Source organism: Rhodococcus sp. IC4_135, from assembly GCF_011602025.1.
Classification (GTDB): Bacteria; Actinomycetota; Actinomycetes; order Mycobacteriales; family Mycobacteriaceae; genus Rhodococcus_F; species Rhodococcus_F baikonurensis.
The window spans coordinates 14,368-34,011 of record NZ_JAAOLG010000013.1 but is presented as its reverse complement, the minus strand read 5'-3'; the positions used below and the strand labels follow the sequence as shown (position 1 = coordinate 34,011).

The window sequence follows — 19,644 nt, the reverse complement described above, 5'->3', positions numbered from 1 at the left end:
GGCCCCATTCTATGCAGGACTCGCAACATATATCGAAGGTGCCGTCGGCAGACCGTCCGCGTCGAACCGAACCGTGATCGGTTCGTCGACGGAGAAGTGCGCGGGAAGCAGAAGGAGTCCCTCCGACGCGCAGCGTTCGAGAAGTTCGCGGCGGGTGACCCTCGCGATCTCGGGATCCGCGTCGCCGCCCTGACTGAGGTCCGGGTACAGAAACTGGATCGGATGGTGGATCACGTCGCCGGAGATGACGGCGCCGCCGTCGGCAGTGCGAATCTCGATCACGATGTGGCCCGGAGTGTGGCCGGGCGCGCTGCGCACGACGACGCTTGTGCCTGCCGATTCGGCCAGGACGTGACCGTCGCCGACCGCCTCCCACTTCGCCCCGTCCAGAACGGGACGGACGCTGTCCTCGAAGGTCTGCGCGAGATCCGAGACCACTCCTTCGTGCGGACCGTCGGCGGCGAGTTGTTCGAGCGCGGCCAGTTCGGTGCGATCGAAAACGTAGGTCGCGCGGGGAAAGGTAGGCCGCCAGGTTTCGGCGTCGAGGGCGGTGTTCCAACCACAGTGGTCGGGGTGCAGATGTGTGCTGACCACCAGATCGACGTCGTCGACGGACACACCGGTGGCTGCGAAGCGGGAGAGGTAGTCGGTACCGAACATGTGATGCGGCAGGAGGTTCGGCCGGTGCTTGCTGTTGCCGTTGCCGGTGTCGACGACGATGGCTTTGCCGCCGATCTCCACCAGGTAGGTGTGGATGGCAAGTACGAGGTCACCGCTACCGGCGTCGAAGAACTCCGGTGTCAGCCGTGCCGACGCGTCCTCGATCTCCGCCTCACCCGCGTGCGGAAAAAGCTCTCGCGGCGGAAACGGCCAGTGTGCCAGCTCTGTCAGTTGGGTGACGCGCGCCGATCCGACGTCGATGGTGAAGCTCATCAGTGATTGCCTTCCGAACAGCTCGATACCGCTTGTAGGCACACACAAAGGCACCCACCGAAATGCTCGGTGGGTGCCTGTTCGGTGTCAATGGTTTTCGACGCCGGTGATCAAAGACTCTTCGCGATGATGCCCTTCATCACTTCGTTGGCGCCGGCGTAGATCTTCTGGACGCGGGAGTCCTCGTACATGCGCGCGATCGGGTACTCACGCATGTAGCCGTATCCGCCGTAGAGCTGCACGCACCGGTCGACGACGGCGCATTGCTGCTCGGTGAGCCAGTACTTGACCATCGCGGCGTCTGCGCCGTCCAGCTCGCCGTTGAGGTGATCCTCGATGCAGTTGTCGAGGAAGACACGGCAGGTGCGTGCGATCGTCTGGCACTCGGCCAGCTCGAAGGCGGTGTTCTGGAACTCGAAGAGGCTGTGCCCGAACGCTTGACGCGCCTTGGTGTACGCGACGGTCTCCTCGACGGCGCGCTCGATGGTGCCGATGGCCTGCGCGCCGATGATGAGGCGTTCCTGCACCAACTGTGCCATCAGCTGACCGAAACCGAGCCCCTCGGACTCACCGAGGAGGTTCGAGACGGGAACGCGGACATCGGTGAAGGACAGCTCGGACGTATCGGCGCCGTGCTGACCGACCTTGTCGAGGACGCGGCCGACGGCAAAGCCTTCGCAGTCACGCAGATCCACGATCAGGAGCGAGACACCCTTGGCGCCGGCCTTGGGATCGGTCTTGACGGCGAGCACGATCATGTCTGCGCTGCCACCGTTGGTGATGAAGGTCTTCGACCCGTTCACTACGTAGTGGTCACCGTCGCGGATCGCGGACGTGGTGATTGCCTTGAGGTCGGAACCTGTTCCCGGCTCGGTCATTCCGATCGCGCCGAGGATTTCACCCGTCGCCATCCCTGGCAGCCAGGCCTTCTTCTGCTCTTCGCTTCCGTACTCGAGCACGTAGTGGGCGACGATGCCACTGTGCACGGAGTTACCGAGTGCATAGTCACCGCAGTAGCCCTGCGCCTCGAAGACCGCGAGATCGTGTGCGAAAGTTCCACCGCCCCCGCCGTATTCCTCGGGAATCGAGCAGCACAGCAGGCCGAGCTTGCCGGCTTCGAGCCACACGGACCGGTCGACGCGATGCTGGGCGTCCCACTGCTCACGCTTGGCGATCAGTTCACGATCGAAGAAACCACGGGCCAGTTCGGCCACTGCCGTGATCTCGTCGTCGTGCCACGACGGCTTGCGCTTGGTCGCCATGATCAGACCCGCTTCAGCAGGGCAGCGAGTGCCTGTCCGCCGCCGATGCACATGGTGACGATGCCGAATTCGAGGTCGCGGCGGACCATGTCACGGGCGGCGCGCAGGGTCAGGATGGCTCCGGTGGCGCCGACCGGGTGTCCGAGGGCGATTGCTCCGCCGTACGGGTTGGTCTTCTCCGGATCCAGGCCACTGTCACGGATGACGGCGATGGCCTGCGAAGCGAACGCCTCGTTGACCTCGGCGGTGCCGATGTCGGACGGCTTCAATCCTGTTTGCGCAAAGAGCTTTTCGAGGGCGAGCACGGGCGCGTAGCCCATCAGGCCGGGCTCCATGGCTGCCGTCGTGACAGTTTCGAGCGTGACCATTCCGGTGAGGCCGCGCTTGGCTACCTCGGTGCCCGTCGCGAGGACGAGTGCGCCGGCGCCGTCGTTGATGCCCGACGCGTTACCGGCGGTGACGGATCCGCCCTCTTCGAATGCGGGGCGCAGCTTGGCGAGGGTTTCGACGGTGGTTCCGGGCTTGGGGTGTTCGTCCTCGGTGACGGTGACCGAGCGCCGGCCACCGGTCTCGACGGGAGTGATTTCCTCGGCGAATGCTGCCTTGGCTGCATCGGTTGCAGCGCGGCGCTGAGATTCGACGGCGAACTCGTCCTGCTGCTCGCGGCTGACGCCGTACTTGCGGGCGACGGCTTCGGCGGTGCGGCCCATGTGGGCTTTGCTGAACGGGTCGGTGAGCATGGCGACGGTGCCGTCGACGAGGCTGCGATCGCCGAGCTTGTAACCCGAGCGGGCGGCGAAGTCGTAGAAGGGCATGCGGGACATGCTCTCGTCACCGCCGGCGAGCGTGATGGCAGCTGCGCCCCAGCGCATCTGCATCGCCGCCGACCACACTGCCTGCAGGCCGCTGCCACAGAGGCGGTTGACGGTGTAGGCGGGGACGTTCTCGGGCAGTCCGGCGGCAATGCCGACGCGGCGTGCGTTGTAGGCGTCCGGGCCGACCTGGCCGATGCAGCCCATGACGACCTCGTCGATGTCTTCGGGTGCAACGCCGGCGCGGCTCAGCGCAGCCTTGGCTGCTGCGGCACCCAGCTCGTGCGCGGGTACGTCCTTGAAGACGCCGCCGAAGCTACCGACTGGGGTCCTGGCCCCGTCGACGATGACGATCGGTTCGGGTGTGGTCATGATTGTCCCCATCTGCTGTGCTCACGTCGATTTCTCTGTCCGTGGCCGATACTAGGACATCGAAGTATCTCGCAGATGGGGACGTTGGTGTCAGGGTGTGGGAGCGCTCTCGGCTACCGGCACGACCTCGGCTTCGGTGTCTTTGTGGTTCCGGTAGCGGTAGAGCCCGATACCCACGAGGATCGCTGCGAGTCCCAGGGACACGATCATCTGACTGCGCGTCGAGTCCAGGGTGAGCATGCCGATGCAGAGCGCGATGATGGCGGCGATCGTGGCGTAGGTCAGATACGGGAAGAACCACATCTTCAGCTCGAGTTCCTGGCCCGAGGCTTCGAGCTTGCGGCGGGTGCGCAGCTGAGACACCGAGATGACGAGCCAGACGAACAGCGCGATCGCTCCGGAGGAGTTGACCAGGAACAGGAAGACCTTGTCCGGGGAGAGGTAGTTCATGCCGACGGTCAGGAAGCCGACGATCGTCGAGACCAGGACGGCGCGCATCGGGACGCCGGTCTTCTCGATGCGTGAGAGCGACTTGGGGGCGTCGCCGCGGCCGGCGAGGGAGAAGATCATGCGGCTGGCGGTGTAGAGACCGGAGTTGAGGCAGGACAGAACCGACGTGAGGACGACGACGTCCATGATGTTGCCTGCGGCGGGAATGCCGTAGGAGTCCATGACGGCGACGTACGGGCTGAGCGCGACCGACGCACTGTCCCAGGGAAGCAGGGTGACGACCACCGCGATCGAGCCGATGTAGAAGATGAGAATTCGCCAGACGACGGACTTGACGGCAGCGCGAACGGCTTCGAGCGGGTTGGCCGATTCACCGGCGGCGATGGTGGCGATTTCGGCGCCGAAGAACGAGAACACGACCACGAGGACTGCGGCGAGCATGGCTCCCGTGCCGTTGGGCAGGAAACCGCCGTGACCGGTCAGGTTGGTCATTCCGGGTGCTTCGACGCCGGGCATCCAGCCGCAGATCGCCACGATGCCCATGCCGAGGAACGCGATGATGGCGACGACCTTGATGGAGGCGAACCAGAACTCGAACTCGCCGAACGACTTGACCGAGATGATGTTGGTCAGCGTCAGCACGATCATCAGAATCAAGGCCCAGGTCCACTGGGGAACGCCGGGAACCCAACGATTCATGATGAGAGCACCGGCGGTGGCCTCGATGCCGAGCACGATGATCCAGAACCATGCGTACAGCCAGCCGATCGAGAAGCCCGCCCAGCGGCCGATTGCCTTGTCGGCGTACGAGGAGAACGAGCCGGTTTCCGGCGACGCTGCCGACATCTCGCCGAGCATGCGCATCACGAGGATGACGACGACGCCGGCGAGCGCGTAGGAAATCAGGACACCCGGTCCTGTCTCCTGGATCGCCACACCGGAGCCGACGAACAGTCCGGCGCCGATGACGCCCGCGATCGCAATCATCGACAGATGCCGCTTCTTCAGCGTGTGCTGAAGTGCCGGCTGGTCTGTACTGGACATCAGTACTCCTTGTGGGCTGTTCGGGACGTGGATCTCGGTGACGCTCTTCTGGAGCGCATTTTCGATAGCGCCAGTGTCGGACCTTCGGCAAGCTCGCGTCAGGCTCCACTTTGTACAAACGTGACCGCAGGCACTACAAAGTGGCGAGTCCGAGGTGTCAGACTGGACCCATGCCCATCACGCTCCGCCAGCTTTGTGCGACCGAACAGTTCGGCCTTCGCGTCCTGGCTGGGCACGACCAGCTCGACCGCACCCTGACCTGGGCACATGTCTCCGAACTTCCCGACCCGACGCCCTTCCTCGACGGCGGTGAACTGCTCCTCATCACCGGGGTGTCACTACCGACGACGGCCGCGGAAACGACCCGATTCGTACGGACCCTGGTGGCGGCCGGAATTGCCGGAATCGGTTTCGGAACCGGCCTCGGATACGAGCAGGCGCCACAGACTCTGGTGGATGCGGCCACCCGTTTCAGTGTGCCCCTTCTCGACGTCCCATTGCGAACACCTTTCATCGCCCTGACCAAAGCGGTGTCGAAGGCGCAATCCGACGACGACATGAAAGCGCTGCGCAGCAATTACCAAAGCCTGCGGCGGCTGCTTCAAGCTGCGGTGACGGTCAACGGCACCCGGGCAGTCGTACGACGGGTGGCGGAATTGATCGGCGGATGGGCGGCCCTGCTGGACTCCGCCGGCCATACCGTCGAGATCTCACACACCGCCGCGGCCGCAGGAATCGAGCGAACGGCCCCCGAGCGCGACGCCCGCCCGATGGAAGTCAGTTTCCTCACGAGCGAGAACGAGGACGTCATCTCCCACCCTCTGCTGACGTCGAGGGGAAAGCTGATGGGATATCTCGTTGCCGGCTGCCCCGGCGCCGTCGGTTCTCTGAATCAGGGCATCGTCATCGCAGCCGCGTCTCTGCTCACCTTGATGACGGCTCGAACCCGGGACGCGCAACTGACGATGAACCACCTGCGCACCGTTGCGATGCATCAGCTCTTCGAAGGCCAGAATGCGCTCGCCCGCAACATCTCCGGGGAATTGTGGGGAGGATTTCCGGTCGAGCCTTTCCAGGTCTTCCATGTGGCGGGCCCGAGCGGACTGCTCGAGAGCGTGTCCGTCTCACTGCTCGACGGCCTCAGCCGCGATCTGGCATTCGGCATCACCGACGGTGCGCTGATCGCCGTCGTCTCAGCCACGGACAGCGGGCGAATCCTCGCCCGTGTCAACGAAATCGACGTAACCGTCGGCGTGTCGGACATGTTGTGGTGGGACGATCTCTCGCGCGCCAGACGCCAAGCCGCGCAGGCAGCAGCCGAGGCCGGCGCCCGCAACCTGCCTTCGATGCGGTTCGCCGAACTCTCGGAGAGTGGATTGTCCGCGTTTCTCGATCAGGATCGCTCGACGGCATTCGCGGCGGCACACTTGCGCCCGCTTCTGGAAGCGAAGGGCGGTAGCGATCTCTACCGAACCTTGGCCATGTGGTTGGCACACAACGGGGTGGGCGACGCCGCGGCCACTGCACTCAACATTCACCGGCATACGTTGCGCAGCAGACTCGCTCGGATCGAGAGCCTTCTCCAGCTCGACCTCGGCTCCCCCACCGAACGTGCGGAGTTGTGGCTCGAGTACCGCCTGCTCGGTGACGCTCCAACCATCTGACCGTCAACCGATACAACACCCGAAGCGACCTGAAGGGCCCCCACCGGATTGCGGCGGAGACCCTTCAGAGTCGATACGTGCGAGTTGTTACCGACCGACCTTCCCCTAGCTTCCGCCCGTCGGTATCCACTCGCGGAGCACGTTGGCATCAACTACCTGCGCACCCAAAACCTTTGTCCAGATGATGGTTCCGTTTTCGTAGACACGGAAAGTGCCTGCTTCGGAGGGCAACTGCATCTCCGGGCCGACAGGAGCACCGAGAGTGCCGGTTTCACCGCCGAGCTCCCGATACTTCTTCTCGATCTGCGTCTCCGTAACCGTACCCGATGGATCCTCGGATGGCGAATTGGATTCCGGCACTGTCGATTCCGAATCAGGCGCCACTACCACACCAGCCCCGTCACCAATGGTGAACCAGTCCGATTTGAGGCCGAGTTTCTGACGGAACTGAATACCGGTAGCGCCGACAGTTGCACCCGTACCGACTACCTCGACTGCCGTCACTCGCCCACCGTCGGTACCGAAGCCGTTGCGCGAGAGAATCTTGAGCGACTGCAGCTCGCCGACACCGAAAGCGTCCGCAATCTGCCCTGCGGTCAGATTCACGGTCCAGTCATGATTGGGAGACAGGGCGTCACCAAGATCCTCGACGGCCGGGAATTCACCGCCGGAGCTGTAACCTCCTGTGGACGAAGAGAATTCGGTGGCCACGATCTTGCCGTCACGCGACAGAACGGCGCCGGCGGTGGACCGAACGGCCTCGGTGGTGCGGGGATCTTCCTTACCTGCTCCCCCGTACACCTGGCAGTCCTGTGTATCGCAGGTGTCGGCGTACGAAGACCGATGTTCGGTTGCAGCGTACGAACGTGCTGCCACCGCTTGCGCCCGTAGTGCTTCGGCCCCACCGGAATCGGCCCATTCCGCCTTGGCCTCGACCGGCACCACGCCGAGCAGGTAGTCCTCCATGTCGAGAAGATTCACCGTCCGCGCCGAGCCGTTGTCGAGCACCACGCCGAGGGCACCTCTGTAGGGCGCGTCGTTGTCGCACAGCTTCAGGAACTGGTCGGCGGGTCGATCAGGACTGAGATCCACCGGATCCACCCACGGATGATCGGTGACCGCTTCCCAGACGACTCCGCCACCGCAACCACTGGTGACAACCACCTGTGCACCGCCGCCAGGCAGCGCGGTGAGATGGGCCGCCTCGCCGGGCGCGGTGCGCTGACCGTTGACCACGAGGCCGGCGTTGGAGTAGACGACGAGTGTCGAGTTGTCCTGAGCGGTCAGCCGCACACTCATCTGCGCGGGCGGCATGGAGTCCAGGACTGTTCCGCCGTAGTAGTGACTGAGGATTCGCTCGCCGGACCAGCCGTCGTTCTTGGCGTAACCGTAAGCGCCCCACTGACCCATTCCGCGGCCATGCCCGTTGCCGTGACCGGAGAGCGTGAATTGCGTGTCGGCGGCGACGGCGTGCAAAATCGACGGCTCGTCAGCACGGATTTGCGTGAAACCTCCGATCGCGACGCCGAGTGCGAGAGCTGGAACCAGCCCGAGGACCGAGACCCGCATCAGCGAGGTCCGCCTCCCGGGTCCGCCCACCAGAAAGCGACCTGCGCGACCGGATGCAGGCTTCTTACCTGCAGTTCCGCTTCTTCCGCTTCTCGCCATCAATGCTCTCCTCATCGCTACCGGCCTCACGAGTCCGCGAAGTCGGTACTCCGCGCGCAGGCCAGTCCACAACGATTTAACTAAAGTCTCACCCTAAGGTTGAGCGTTATGGACTTTTGTGACTAGTGTGGCAAGAGTGTTTGGAGTTAGCAACACCAGTCACACGAGTCACACCAGCATCACGAGTTGCAGACGTACGCGTCCGAAAACTGGAGTTCAACCCCAGAACATGGCATCCGACCTGCTCGGATCCGGTTTTGAAGGATTCCGTTCACGGCCGTCATCGGCCCTGAAGTTCGCTCGCAAGTAACTACAACCGAGGAGTAATCCCTTGCCACACCGTCGACCGAAGCCCTCGCTCGTACTCGGGGCTGTAGCCGCAGTGGCTGTCGCAAGTCCTTTTGCGGTCTACGGCCTCACGAGCACTACGTCCGATGTACGTTCCGCGAACGAGACGACGTCAGTAGCAGTGCCGACCCAGATCGCAGAGGTGCTCCTCGCGTCGGTGCCCGACATCATCATCCCGGTCAAGGAGCTGACCGGTCTCGATCTGCCCGACATCAACCTGGGCGATCTCAGAAACCTCAAGCTCCCGACCGAAATTCCGCTTCCGCCAGGGATCACGTTGCCGACCGAACTCTTCCCGGCACCCGCTGCTCCCGGCACTCCGACCGAAACCGCTCCGGTTCCTTCCGAGGAAGAGCCAGGCGCAGTGGTCAAGGAAGTCACCCGCGACACTCCGTTCAGCATGGTCGCGTTGACCTCGGACACGATCGCCTCGGCGCAGTCCAAGGTCCGCGCCCTGGCCGAAGACGGCACCTGGGGCCCGTGGTTCACCCCTGACGCCATCGACTCCGCCAGTTCGGATCAGGCCACCAACGCCGGTACCGCCACCGAACCCGTCTTCGTCGGCGCCACCAAGTCCATCCAGATCCTCACCCCGCAGGGCGTCGCGGCTCCCGCCGCCGAGGCTGTGCCGGCTCCCGCGCCGGAAGCTGTCCCCGCCCCCGCACCTGCTGAAGCGCCCGCCGAAGCACCTGCACCTGCTGAAGCACCGGTGCCTGCTGAAGCCCCCGCAGCCACCGGCGAACTCGGATACACCCCAGCTTCGGTGTCCAAGCCGCTTCGCCAGGCGACGACGGCAGCAGACGCCGTCACCGCCGTGTTGATCGATCCGGGCGCCAGCGAGGCAGACAGCAATCTGCAGGCCGTCGCAGCGCCGCTCGGCGGCAGCGGGCCTTCCGTCATCACCCGCGCACAGTGGGGAGCTGACGAGTCACTTCGCTGCGACTCCCCCACGTACGACGACTTCATCGGTGGCGCGACCGTTCACCACACCGCAGGTAGCAACAACTACACGAAGGCCGAATCGGCCGGAATCGTCCGCTCGATCTACGCCTACCACGCACAGACTCTCGGCTGGTGCGACGTCGGATACAACGTCCTCGTCGACAAGTACGGTCAGACCTTCGAAGGCCGCGCAGGCGGACTCGACAAGGCAGTTCAGGGTGCACACGCCGGCGGCTTCAACGAGAACACCACCGGTATCGCGATGATGGGCGACTACTCCACCGTCGAGCCTTCGCAGGCGACGCTGAACTCCGTCGGCAAGTTCCTCGGATGGAAGCTCGGCATGGCCGGCCTCGACCCGAAGGGCCGAACGACGATGTACTCCGAGGGCACCGAGTTCACGCCGTACCCGCAGGGCGCAGCAGTCGACCTGCCGATCATCTTCGCGCACCGCGACGTCGGAAACACCGCTTGCCCGGGTGATGCCGCGTACGCACACATGAACGACATCCGGAACATCGCGGCCGCGAATATCGGGGGAACGTTGAACCCCTCGAACCCCTCCAATCCGTCGACGCCTGCGCCCAAGCCGACCACTCCGGTCGACACGGTCACCGGTGGCACCGGTTCGTCGATCCCGGATCTGGTCACCCAGATTCTGCAGATCACCGACAATTCACCGCTCGCGCAGAAGTGGATCGCCGAAGGTGGCGAAATCGGCCGCCTCGGCCAGGCTCTGTCCGGAATTCTGCAGGCGAAGCTCGGCAACCAGGGTGCGCTGTTCCAGAACGGTGCTGTCTACACCTCACCGAACGGCGGAGTGTTCACCGTGCTCGGCGAGATCTTCAAGTCGTGGCAGAGCTTCGGTTCCGACGCGGGTGAACTCGGATTGCCGATCTCGGACGAGTACTCGATCCCGGACGGCTTGCGCAGTGACTTCGAGAACGGTTCGCTGATCTTCAACCAGATCACCGGCATGGTCACGAAGGTCCTCAAGACCTACAACGAGACCTTTGCCCAGGAAATGGCCAACAGCGCGCCTGTCGGCTGACGCTCGAGCAGTACACGTCCTCGGGCGCTGGTGGGTTCTACGACCACCAGCGCTCGAGGACTTTTGCGACCCCGTTCTCCGAATTGGCGTCGGTGACCTCGTCGGCTGCGGCTTTGGCTTCGGGGTGAGCGTTACCCATGGCCACGCCGAGCCGCGCCAAGCCCAGCATCGGGATGTCGTTGGGCATGTCCCCGAAGGCCACCAGACCCGACAGGTCGAAGCCGAACCTTTCCGCCGCGGCAACCAGCCCCGACGCCTTCGTGATTCCCGGTGCCGAGAGTTCGATCAGTCCGTTCTCGGTGGAGTACGTCATGTCGGCGAGTGCACCGACGTGCGGAGCAAGAGCGTCGTACATTGCCGTGCTGGTCATGCCTGGACGGCGAATCAGGAGTTTGACGGCCGGCGCCGCAAGCACTTCGTCCTCGGACATCTCGGTGTTGTCCGGGTTGAGCCAGGCATGTTCGTAATCCGGTGAGCTGACGAACTGTGGAGTGGCGGCATCGTGTGCGCTCTCCCCCACCCGTTCCGCGGCCAGCCCCGCCCCGGGGAGCGCGACCAGAGCCAGCTCGGAGAGCTCGGTGAGTGCGTCGACCGACAAGGTCGCTGCGCTGAGGACGCGGTCGGCGTAACTGTCGTAGACAACGGCTCCGTTGGCGCAGACGGCAAGTGGCGCGTATCCCAAACCTTCGACGACGGGCGAAATCCATCGCGGAGGACGCCCGGTTGCCAGCAGGAACGGCGTGCCGGATTCGACGACGGCATGCACGGCGGCGCGGGTGCGGGCGCTGACCAACTCGTCGTGATCGATGAGGGTGCCGTCGACGTCGGAGGCGACCAAGGTCGGACGGTCAGGGCTGATACGACGGTCTGGGCTCACACCGCCATTGTGCCTGTTGGCTACGACGGTCTCGCTCAGCGCGCCCGCTTCGCGCGTCCTTACCTGAGATCGCGAACCCCGAGAGATTCCCGCAAATCACATTTCAGTCCGACCGGTCTGGTATCTATTGCGGGAGAACCAGACATTCGCCCTTACCTGAGTACCGCTGCCCTGCTCATTCGGCACACCTGACTCAGGGTCCCTTCGTCTCGAACCCGAGACGATGAACCTTCGCAAGGAGAACACCCATGTCCGTGCCGCCCGATCTGCCGCCGCCTTACGGGAGCTCGCAGCCTCCATTCCAGGTTCCGCCACAACCGCAACCTGAGACCAAGAAGTCGAAGAAGTGGCCGTGGATTGCCGGTGCAGTCGTCGCATTGCTCGTCGTCGCAGGCATTCTCGGCGGACGAGACAAGGACGACGCAGAAACCACCAGCGCTGCACCGACCTCGAGCGCCTCCTCACAGACCACTACCAGTGCCGTTACGTCGCGCGCCTCTGTCTCACCGATCGTCAGTTCGCCGGCCGCTGCTCCTGCCCCGCCATCCAGCAAGGTGGCGGCGCCCACGACGACCACGTACCAGGCGCCCGCACCTGTGGTTACTCCGACAGTTGCGCCTGCCCCGGCCAGGCCGCAGGTCAGCTCCGGTCAGCGGAACGCCGTCCGATCCGCCCAGCAGTACATCGACATGACTGCCTTCTCCCGCAGCGGACTGATCGAACAGCTCGAGTACGAAGGTTTCTCCACGGAGGATGCGACGTACGCGGTGGACAATTTGAACGCCGATTGGAACAAGCAGGCTGCACTGAGTGCCGAGCAGTACCTCGAGATGACGTCGTTCTCCAGGTCAGGACTGATCGAGCAGCTCGAGTACGAGGGCTTCACGAGTGCGCAGGCCGAGTACGGAGCCAACGCCGTGTACTGACGCATCAGTGCAAGCGCCGTCTGTTCAGCGCGCCCGCTTCGCGCGTTCCTGTGCGTCCATGGCTACGGCTTCCTCGGGTGTCGGCGCGCCACCGCCGAGTCGACGAGGCACCCAGTACGCCCCGGGCTCGTGCACGAACCCGTCCTGAACGTGGCGCAGGATCGCATCCATCTCGATGCGCAGGATCTCGCTCAGCGCTTCGGCGGGTTCGACCGGATCGATCGGTGCACCCACCTCCACCGAGATCGGGAAATGATTGCGGCCCAGATTCTTCGGTCCGCCCTTGGTGACGATCCGCTGGGCGCCCCAGACGATCAGCGGAATGATCGGCACGCCGGCGTCGATGGCCATCCGAGCTGCTCCGGATTTCATTTCCTTGATCTCGAAGCTCCGACTGATCGTCGCTTCCGGGTAGACGCCAACCAGTTCGCCGCGCTCGAGGGCGTCGACTCCGGCTCGATACGCCTGCGCTCCGGCAGAGCGATCGACTTCGATGACGCCGCATCCACGCATGAGGAAGCCGAGTACCTTGTTGTCCGCAAGCTCAGCCTTGGCCATCACCCTGAGCTTGCGTTTTGCGGTCCCAACCGCCAGAGCCGCCGGGATGAAATCGAGGTAGCTCGTGTGGTTGATCGCGATGACGGCACCGCCGGACACCGGGACGTGCTCCGTCCCGGTGCGGGTGACTTTCACGCCCTGGAAACCGCTCAGACCACGCGCGACTACCTCGACGGCGGTGTAAACGGGTTCGAAGGACATGGGTCAGCCTTCGGACTTCCGTGCCTCGCGTGCTTTGGCTTTCGCCTCAGCCTCGTCGGCATCCATCTTGTCGGCCTGCTCGAGCGTCGGCGCGCTGCCACCGAGGCGGGCCGGCACCCAGTACTCGCCGGCCGGATGGTCGTAGCTCTTCTGCAGATCGAGTAGCAACTCCTGCATCGTCGACCGCAGCTTCGCCGTCAGCTCACTCGCCGGTTCGAAAGGCGCGATCGGCTCGCCGACGGCGATGGAGATCGGAGTGTTGGTGCGGCCCAAACGCTTCGGATAGCCCTTCGTCCAGACTCGCTGAGCGCCCCAGATGACGACGGGAACGATCGGCACTCCGGCCTCGATCGCCATCCGAGCGGCGCCGGACTTGAATTCCTTGATCTCGAAGCTCCGACTGATCGTGGCTTCGGGGTACACGCCCACCAATTCGCCGCGTTTCAGGAAATCGACGGCGGCCTTGTAGGAGTCGGCGCCTGCCCCGCGATCGACCGGGATGTGCTTGAGGGCCCGCATGATCGGTCCGGAAATCTTGTTGTCGAAGACTTCCTTCTTCGCCATGAACCGGATGTAGCGCTTGGGGGTCCGCGCCGGCAGTCCCGCATACGTGAAGTCCATGTATCCGGTGTGGTTGATCGCGATCACGGCGCCACCGGACGCCGGGATGTTCTGCTCTCCCTTGACGGAGAACTTCAGGCCCTCGAAAGCGAAGACGGTACGGGCGATGCCGATGACTGTTCTGTAAACGGGATCCACAGTTCGCTAGCGTAGACGGGAATCCGTGATCTGACCCGCAGCAGTTATGGGGTGGATGTTGGTCAGAATGTCGCAAAAGGGGCGTACGAACGAATGAAGTCGGCAGGACGAGCGGCAGTGGGGGCAGTCGCACTCGCCATGACGTTGGCGATAACCGCATGTGAGGACGACGGACGGACGGGAATCCTGACGGACGAACCGTCTCCGCCGACGACTGAAACCACGACGACAACCACTCTCACGCCCACGACCACCACTGCGCCCGCCGCGCCGGTCGCGCCACCTCCGGTTGGTGACGTGCCCGGCAATCCGGCTGCTGCGCTGGCGCTGGCGGCCTGGGCGACAGACCTGGTGTCTTTGGACGTCGACGCGCTCACGAACGCATGCTGGACGATGCCGCCCACGACGATCGCCGACCGATACTCGGACGTGCCTGCCATCTTGACGGCCATCGCCGCGCCAGGTGTCGACGGCCAGTACGCGGTCACCTGGAGCGGCGGTGGACTCTCCGTCGCCGCCAAGCGCTCGGAGATCGCTTCCGGCTATGCCTGCCCGTTCGTCTTCCCTGCGGGGCAATCAAACTTCTACACTCCGGCCGACGCTTCCCACGCCGTCGTCAGGTTTCTCTCGCGCGCAACGGGGCGGCCGGTCAACACCCGTGACGTCGAGACGTTCTATCCGCTGATCTGCCCAGGCAACAGCCCGTGGGATCCGGACGGCACCGGCGCCACCGGCCAGCCGCCACTCAAGCTCGATCCGAATCAGCTGGCCGGTATCAAGTCTTTCGACGCCGACGCTGCAACAGTCACTCCGGTTCGAGGCGACTACGTCCGTGTCACGCTGCCCGTCACCGACGGGACGGGTAACTCACGCTCGACGCAGTTCACTCTGTCGATCGGCCCCGAGGGTTATTGCCTCGGGGCCGCGACCTGAACTGTTCCGGTCAGGAACCGAACGGAAGGAAATCGCTCGAACCAGCGCTGCCTGAACCGAGGCTGCCCGTGCCACCGCCGGTTGCGGCCTTGATCTGAATTGCCTGGGCCGTCGAGGTCGAGCCCGTGAATCCGGTTGCACCACTGAAGATTGCCGAGATCGAGTGCGCACCAGTGGTGGTGAAGGTGTGGTTGAGCGCCGCAATCCCGTTGACCACTGCCACAGCGTCACCGATCGGTGTATCCCCATCCATGAACTGCACAGTTCCACCGTTCTGCACCGAGGTCACGGTCGCCGACAGTGTCACCGACTTGTTCACGACGGCATCGGTAGGCACCGTCACCACAGTCTCTGTGGTGACATCCGAAGGTGCAGGGTCCGTAACGTTCACCGTCCGGGCCGGAGCCGAGGACCCGACTACGCCGGTTCCACCCGAGTACACCGCCGTGATGCTGTGCGCTCCGGCGGAGGTAAACGTATGCGATAGACCAGCGACTCCGGCCGTCACCGCTTCAGGACCGCCGATTGCGACGCCACCGTCGTAGAACTGCACGGTACCGACACCGACAGCGTCATCCGACGAAGTGCGGACGGTGGCCCACAAGTCGGTTGCCACACCAGTTTTGGCGTCAGTGGGGATATTCAGTTCGACTACGGATTCCTGATCGAAAACACTGACCTGAATGGACTTCGCACTCGCAACCGAGTTCTTGAATCCGGAGCCAGCGGTGAAGTCCGCGGTGATGCTCTGAGCACCAGCAACATCGAAGATATGCGAGAGAGTCGCGGTCCCACCGGAAACCGTCACCGGAGAACCGATCGCCGTGCCGTTCGACTTGAACTGCACCGTGCCCACCGCGTTGTTCGGAGCAACCGTCGCGGTCAGATCAACTGCCGTACCCGTGACCGCCGTCGCGGGAACCGAGAGCGACGTCGTCGTCTCCACGTCCACCGGAGCCGGATCAGAAACCGTCACCGTCTGAGCAGATGCCAACGAACTCACAAAGCCAGCGCCAGCGGTGAAATCAGCGGTAACGCTCTGCGCGCCAGCAACATCGAAGGAATGCGACAGAGTCGCAACACCCGAGGAGACTGCCACCGGGGAACCGATCGCCGCGCCATTCGACTTGAACTGCACCGTACCCACAGCGTTGTTCGGAGCCACGGTTGCGGTCAGATCAACCGCGCTGCCCGTGATCGCCGTCGCCGGAACCGACAACGACGTCGTCGTCTCGATATCCACCGGAGCCGGATCGGACACCGTCACCGTCTGCGCAGATGCCGAGGAGTTGACAAATCCTGCACCCGCGGTGAAGTCAGCGGTAACACTCTGAGCACCAGCAACATCGAACACATGCGACAGAGTCGCAACACCCGAGGAGACTGTCACCGGGGAACCGATAGCCGTGCCGTTCGACTTGAACTGCACCGTACCGACCGCATTGTTCGGAGCAACCGTCGCCGTCAGATCAACCGCGCTGCCCGTGACCGCCGTAGCCGGAACCGACAGCGACGTCGTCGTCTCGACATCCACCGGAGCCGGATCAGACACCGTCACCGTCTGCGCCGCCGCCGACGAACTGACAAACCCCGCACCAGCGGTGAAATCAGCGGTAACACTCTGAGCACCAGCAACATCGAACACATGCGACAGAGTCGCAACACCCGAGGAGACTGTCACCGGAGTGCCGATCGCAACACCATTCGACTTGAACTGCACCGAACCCACAGCATTCGAGGGAGCCACGGTCGCCGTCAGATCAACCGAGCTGCCCGTGATCGCCGTCGCCGGAACCGACAACGACGTCGTGGTCTCGACATCGACCGGAGCCGGATCAGACACCGTCACCGTCTGAGCTGCCGCCGACGAACTCACAAACCCAGCGCCAGCGGTGAAATCAGCGGTAACACTCTGCGCACCAGCAGCATCGAAGGTGTGCGACAGAGTCGCGGTCCCACCGGAAACCGTCACCGGAGAACCGATCGCAACACCATTCGACTTGAACTGCACCGAACCCACAGCATTCGAGGGAGCCACGGTAGCGGTCAGATCAACCGCACTACCCGTAACTGCCGTAGCCGGAACCTGAAGCGTCGTGGTTGTGCTCTGCGCTGAGCTCGAGATCTCAATGGACTGAGCCTGAGAACTCGAACCGCCGAAACCTGCAGTGCCGGAATAGACCGCGGTGATCGAGTGTGTTCCCGTCGCGGTGAACGTATGATCCAGGGTCGCTGCTCCGGCAGTCACCGCGATGGGTCCGCCGATGTCCACGCCACCGTCCCTGAACTGGACCGTTCCACCTTCGGCTGCCGGTGCAATGTTTGCGGTCAGCGCGACCGAGGTCTGCTCGACCGCGCTGCTCGGCACCGTGAGCGACGTGGTCGTCTGCACATCGGCAGCAGCCACACTGACTGTATGCGCCGCCGATGTGGAGGTCAGGAACTCGAGAACTCCGTCGTACACAGCGGTGATGGAGTGATCTCCCGCCGCGGTGAATGTATGAGGCAGCGTGGCAACGCCATTGACAACGGTCACGGGGGCGCCGATGTCAGTCCCGCCGTCCTTGAACTGAACGGTGCCGCCTGTCGGTGCCGGGGAGACCTGCGCAACCAAATCCGTCGATTGACCGATCGTTGCCGACCCGCCGGACGTCACTGCAGTCGTGGTCCCGGCTTGCGCGACGACGTTGACGGTGGCCAACGCCTGACCGCCCGCATTCAATCCCGCGCTGCGTGAATCATGCGGTGAGCAGTTGTATCTCTCCCAGTATGCGACGGTGAAGAAGTCCTTCTCGCGCTGCAAGAAGGTGAAGGCATTTTTCGGAGAATCAAAGGATCCCGAATTGCCATCCGTCACCCTTAACTTCGGCTGCACAGTGCTACCCGCACCACCGGCAATCACCGTCACATCGATCGCCGGCAACCGGAATGTCTTTCCAGCCTCCGCGCCGATGCCGCCATCATCGTTCTTACTTGTGCTCGGACCGTTTCCACCGCCGCCGTTGGAGTCAGCGGTCTGGTTGTTCCCAGCAATACGCAAGTGAGTACCTGCAGCATCCGGCGAACCACCGTCGTTGATTCGAATCACCGAGGGCGCCGCACCCGACAAATTCGACGACGTACCCGCCACTACCTGAGCGTCAACCAAAGACACCCCGGCAGGAATGTCGAAGTCGTACTTCATCCGTGTCCACCTGATCGCCGAACGCCCCGCATGACCACTCGTGGGAACAGTCATCGCGCCTGGCTGAACTCGGTAGGTGAACGTCGACCCCGCCACGACCTTCTCCGGAGCCGAGATCGTCACGCCCGTGGAGTGGAATTCGTCGGAGATGCTGCCCAAGCCAGGATGCTCGTAACCATCGCAACCCAGCTTGAACCCGATCGAGTTCTCCACTGCGGGAGATGACGTCGGAGCTGCCGAAGCAACACCGCCGGCCACCAGCACGCCACCGACCAACGCCGCCACCACAACCGCGGAACTTCTTCTCACCAACACGAACTCTCCTCAGCTAGCAACAAACGTGAATCGGGAACCGCACGGAAGGAGGTCACTCGAACAGGGCGGAATCGGAATGAGCTGGACGCTCGTACAGTACCCGTCAAAAGTAGTACTTGTATCAGTTATTTCAGACAAATATTCGCGAATTGCCGATAGTTCCGCTAACGACCAATCATCGATTTGCGAAGAGCGATGCCCCTTGCACCCGTGGGTGCAAGGGGCATCACGTCATCGGAGAATCAAGAACCGAACGGCAGCGACAACGATCCGAGCGAACCGAAGTCACCACCCCCGTTACCGACGTTCACAACCGACGCAGTCGACGTGGAACCCGTAACGCCCTGGGCTCCGCTGTAGACCGCGGTGATCGAATGGTTGCCCGTCGTGGTGAAGGTGTGGCTCAACACAGCCTGCCCACCGACAACATCGACGGCAGCACCGATCGGAGTCGTTCCGTCGAAGAACTGGACGGTTCCCGACGTCGCGCCGGAAGAACTGATCACTGCCTTCAGCTGCACCGACGTGCCGACCTTTGCAGAAGACGGAGCCGTCAACGACGTGGAACTCTCGACATCCGACGGGGCCGGAACGGTGACATTGACGTCGACGGATTCCGCAGTGGACGACGTGAACACACCGGATCCACTGAATACAGCCGTGACTGCAAAGGTGCCTTCAGCTCCGAACACGTGCGGGAGCTTGGCAACTCCGTCCACAACCGCGACCGGGGCGCCCTGATCGACTCCACCGATCTTGAACTGGACCGTTCCGCCGGATGGCACCAGAGCGTCCGAGGGATCTTCGGACACTGTCGCGAAGAGATCGACGGGGAGTCCGACCTTGGCTTCACCCTGAACGCTCAGAACCGTCTTCGTCGCTTTGTCGACCGGAGTCGGATCGGAGACCGTCACCGTCTGCGCCGACGCCGACGAACTCACAAACCCTGCACCGGCGGTGAAGTCAGCCGTAACACTCTGTACACCAGCGACATCGAAGGTATGCGACAGCGTCGCAACACCCGAGGAGACTGCCACCGGAGAACCGATCGCCGCACCGTTCGACTTGAACTGCACCGAACCCACAGCATTCGAGGGAGCAACCGTGGCCGTCAGATCAACCGCGCTGCCCGTGATCGCCGTCGCCGGAACCGACAGCGACGTCGTCGTCTCCACATCGACCGGAGCCGGATCGGACACCGTCACCGTCTGAGCTGATGCCGACGAACTCACAAACCCTGCACCGGCGGTGAAGTCAGCCGTAACACTCTGTACACCAGCGACATCGAAGGTATGCGACAGCGTCGCAACACCCGAGGAGACTGCCACCGGAGAACCGATCGCCG

Annotated in this window: 14 protein-coding genes; 4 read left to right on the top strand and 10 right to left on the bottom strand. The window is 63.5% G+C overall.

The genetic code is table 11. The annotated features are described in order from the left end of the window. Nucleotides 1–9: 9 nt before the first annotated feature. The 4 genes from G8767_RS21815 to G8767_RS21800 all read right to left on the bottom strand — a co-directional run bounded on the left by G8767_RS21815 (nucleotide 10) and on the right by G8767_RS21800 (nucleotide 4,873). The gene (locus G8767_RS21815; protein ID WP_095969480.1) at nucleotides 10–933 is read right to left on the bottom strand and encodes an MBL fold metallo-hydrolase; all 924 of its coding nucleotides are present in this window, start codon (nucleotides 931–933) and stop codon (nucleotides 10–12) included. 110 nt (nucleotides 934–1,043) lie between these two features. Continuing rightward, nucleotides 1,044–2,195 carry an acyl-CoA dehydrogenase family protein gene (locus G8767_RS21810; RefSeq protein WP_007731824.1) on the bottom strand — a complete coding sequence of 384 codons (1,152 nt, stop codon included), beginning with the start codon at nucleotides 2,193–2,195 and terminating at the stop codon, nucleotides 1,044–1,046. 2 nt (nucleotides 2,196–2,197) lie between these two features. After that, the gene (locus G8767_RS21805) at nucleotides 2,198–3,379 is read right to left on the bottom strand and encodes a thiolase family protein (protein ID WP_124566859.1); all 1,182 of its coding nucleotides are present in this window, start codon (nucleotides 3,377–3,379) and stop codon (nucleotides 2,198–2,200) included. A 90-nt stretch (nucleotides 3,380–3,469) separates the two neighbouring features. Further along, entirely contained in the window at nucleotides 3,470–4,873 is a 1,404-nt protein-coding gene (locus G8767_RS21800) for an amino acid permease (protein ID WP_095969479.1), read from the bottom strand. Between the two features lie 170 nt (nucleotides 4,874–5,043). Between G8767_RS21800 and G8767_RS21795 the strand changes: the two genes are divergently transcribed. Next, nucleotides 5,044–6,537: a PucR family transcriptional regulator gene (locus tag G8767_RS21795; RefSeq protein WP_003943944.1), complete on the top strand. Its 1,494-nt coding sequence runs from the start codon at nucleotides 5,044–5,046 to the stop codon at nucleotides 6,535–6,537. A 105-nt stretch (nucleotides 6,538–6,642) separates the two neighbouring features. Here the strand turns inward: G8767_RS21795 and G8767_RS21790 are convergent, their stop codons facing one another. Further along, nucleotides 6,643–8,205: a SpoIID/LytB domain-containing protein gene (locus G8767_RS21790; protein ID WP_166811737.1), complete on the bottom strand. Its 1,563-nt coding sequence runs from the start codon at nucleotides 8,203–8,205 to the stop codon at nucleotides 6,643–6,645. Nucleotides 8,206–8,536: 331 nt separating this feature from the next. On the opposite strand from G8767_RS21790, the gene G8767_RS21785 reads away from it, so the two are divergent. Next, the gene (locus G8767_RS21785) at nucleotides 8,537–10,546 is read left to right on the top strand and encodes an N-acetylmuramoyl-L-alanine amidase (RefSeq protein ID WP_166811735.1); all 2,010 of its coding nucleotides are present in this window, start codon (nucleotides 8,537–8,539) and stop codon (nucleotides 10,544–10,546) included. Between the two features lie 37 nt (nucleotides 10,547–10,583). Here the strand turns inward: G8767_RS21785 and G8767_RS21780 are convergent, their stop codons facing one another. After that, entirely contained in the window at nucleotides 10,584–11,405 is an 822-nt protein-coding gene (locus G8767_RS21780; RefSeq protein WP_095969678.1) for an HAD family hydrolase, read from the bottom strand. Nucleotides 11,406–11,671: 266 nt separating this feature from the next. Here G8767_RS21780 and G8767_RS21775 point away from each other — a divergent pair, with 266 nt between their 5' ends. Continuing rightward, nucleotides 11,672–12,349 carry an Ltp family lipoprotein gene (locus tag G8767_RS21775; RefSeq protein ID WP_166811733.1) on the top strand — a complete coding sequence of 226 codons (678 nt, stop codon included), beginning with the start codon at nucleotides 11,672–11,674 and terminating at the stop codon, nucleotides 12,347–12,349. Between the two features lie 24 nt (nucleotides 12,350–12,373). Here G8767_RS21775 and G8767_RS21770 read toward each other — a convergent pair whose 3' ends face one another. Next, nucleotides 12,374–13,108 carry a lysophospholipid acyltransferase family protein gene (locus G8767_RS21770; protein WP_166811731.1) on the bottom strand — a complete coding sequence of 245 codons (735 nt, stop codon included), beginning with the start codon at nucleotides 13,106–13,108 and terminating at the stop codon, nucleotides 12,374–12,376. Nucleotides 13,109–13,111: 3 nt separating this feature from the next. Further along, complete coding sequence (locus tag G8767_RS21765; protein ID WP_042921233.1) at nucleotides 13,112–13,867, bottom strand: lysophospholipid acyltransferase family protein; 756 nt, start codon at nucleotides 13,865–13,867, stop codon at nucleotides 13,112–13,114. A 93-nt stretch (nucleotides 13,868–13,960) separates the two neighbouring features. Here G8767_RS21765 and G8767_RS21760 point away from each other — a divergent pair, with 93 nt between their 5' ends. Next, on the top strand, nucleotides 13,961–14,800 hold the full coding sequence (locus G8767_RS21760; RefSeq protein WP_166811729.1) for a hypothetical protein: 840 nt from the start codon (nucleotides 13,961–13,963) through the stop codon (nucleotides 14,798–14,800). Between the two features lie 10 nt (nucleotides 14,801–14,810). Here G8767_RS21760 and G8767_RS21755 read toward each other — a convergent pair whose 3' ends face one another. Together G8767_RS21755 and G8767_RS21750 are read right to left on the bottom strand one after the other, a co-directional pair. After that, complete coding sequence (locus tag G8767_RS21755) at nucleotides 14,811–18,293, bottom strand: Ig-like domain-containing protein (RefSeq protein ID WP_166811727.1); 3,483 nt, start codon at nucleotides 18,291–18,293, stop codon at nucleotides 14,811–14,813. A 248-nt stretch (nucleotides 18,294–18,541) separates the two neighbouring features. After that, nucleotides 18,542–19,644, bottom strand: a 1,103-nt coding sequence (locus G8767_RS21750; RefSeq protein ID WP_166811725.1) for an Ig-like domain-containing protein, incomplete at its 5' end; no start/stop codon positions are given.

Coding starts and splice junctions, on each gene's coding strand:
- G8767_RS21815 (WP_095969480.1), bottom strand. CDS start 933: ATGAGCTTCACCATCGACGTCGGATCGGCGCGCGTCACCCAACTGACA.
- G8767_RS21810 (WP_007731824.1), bottom strand. CDS start 2,195: ATGGCGACCAAGCGCAAGCCGTCGTGGCACGACGACGAGATCACGGCA.
- G8767_RS21805 (WP_124566859.1), bottom strand. CDS start 3,379: ATGACCACACCCGAACCGATCGTCATCGTCGACGGGGCCAGGACCCCA.
- G8767_RS21800 (WP_095969479.1), bottom strand. CDS start 4,873: ATGTCCAGTACAGACCAGCCGGCACTTCAGCACACGCTGAAGAAGCGG.
- G8767_RS21795 (WP_003943944.1), top strand. CDS start 5,044: ATGCCCATCACGCTCCGCCAGCTTTGTGCGACCGAACAGTTCGGCCTT.
- G8767_RS21790 (WP_166811737.1), bottom strand. CDS start 8,205: ATGGCGAGAAGCGGAAGAAGCGGAACTGCAGGTAAGAAGCCTGCATCC.
- G8767_RS21775 (WP_166811733.1), top strand. CDS start 11,672: ATGTCCGTGCCGCCCGATCTGCCGCCGCCTTACGGGAGCTCGCAGCCT.
- G8767_RS21770 (WP_166811731.1), bottom strand. CDS start 13,108: ATGTCCTTCGAACCCGTTTACACCGCCGTCGAGGTAGTCGCGCGTGGT.
- G8767_RS21760 (WP_166811729.1), top strand. CDS start 13,961: ATGAAGTCGGCAGGACGAGCGGCAGTGGGGGCAGTCGCACTCGCCATG.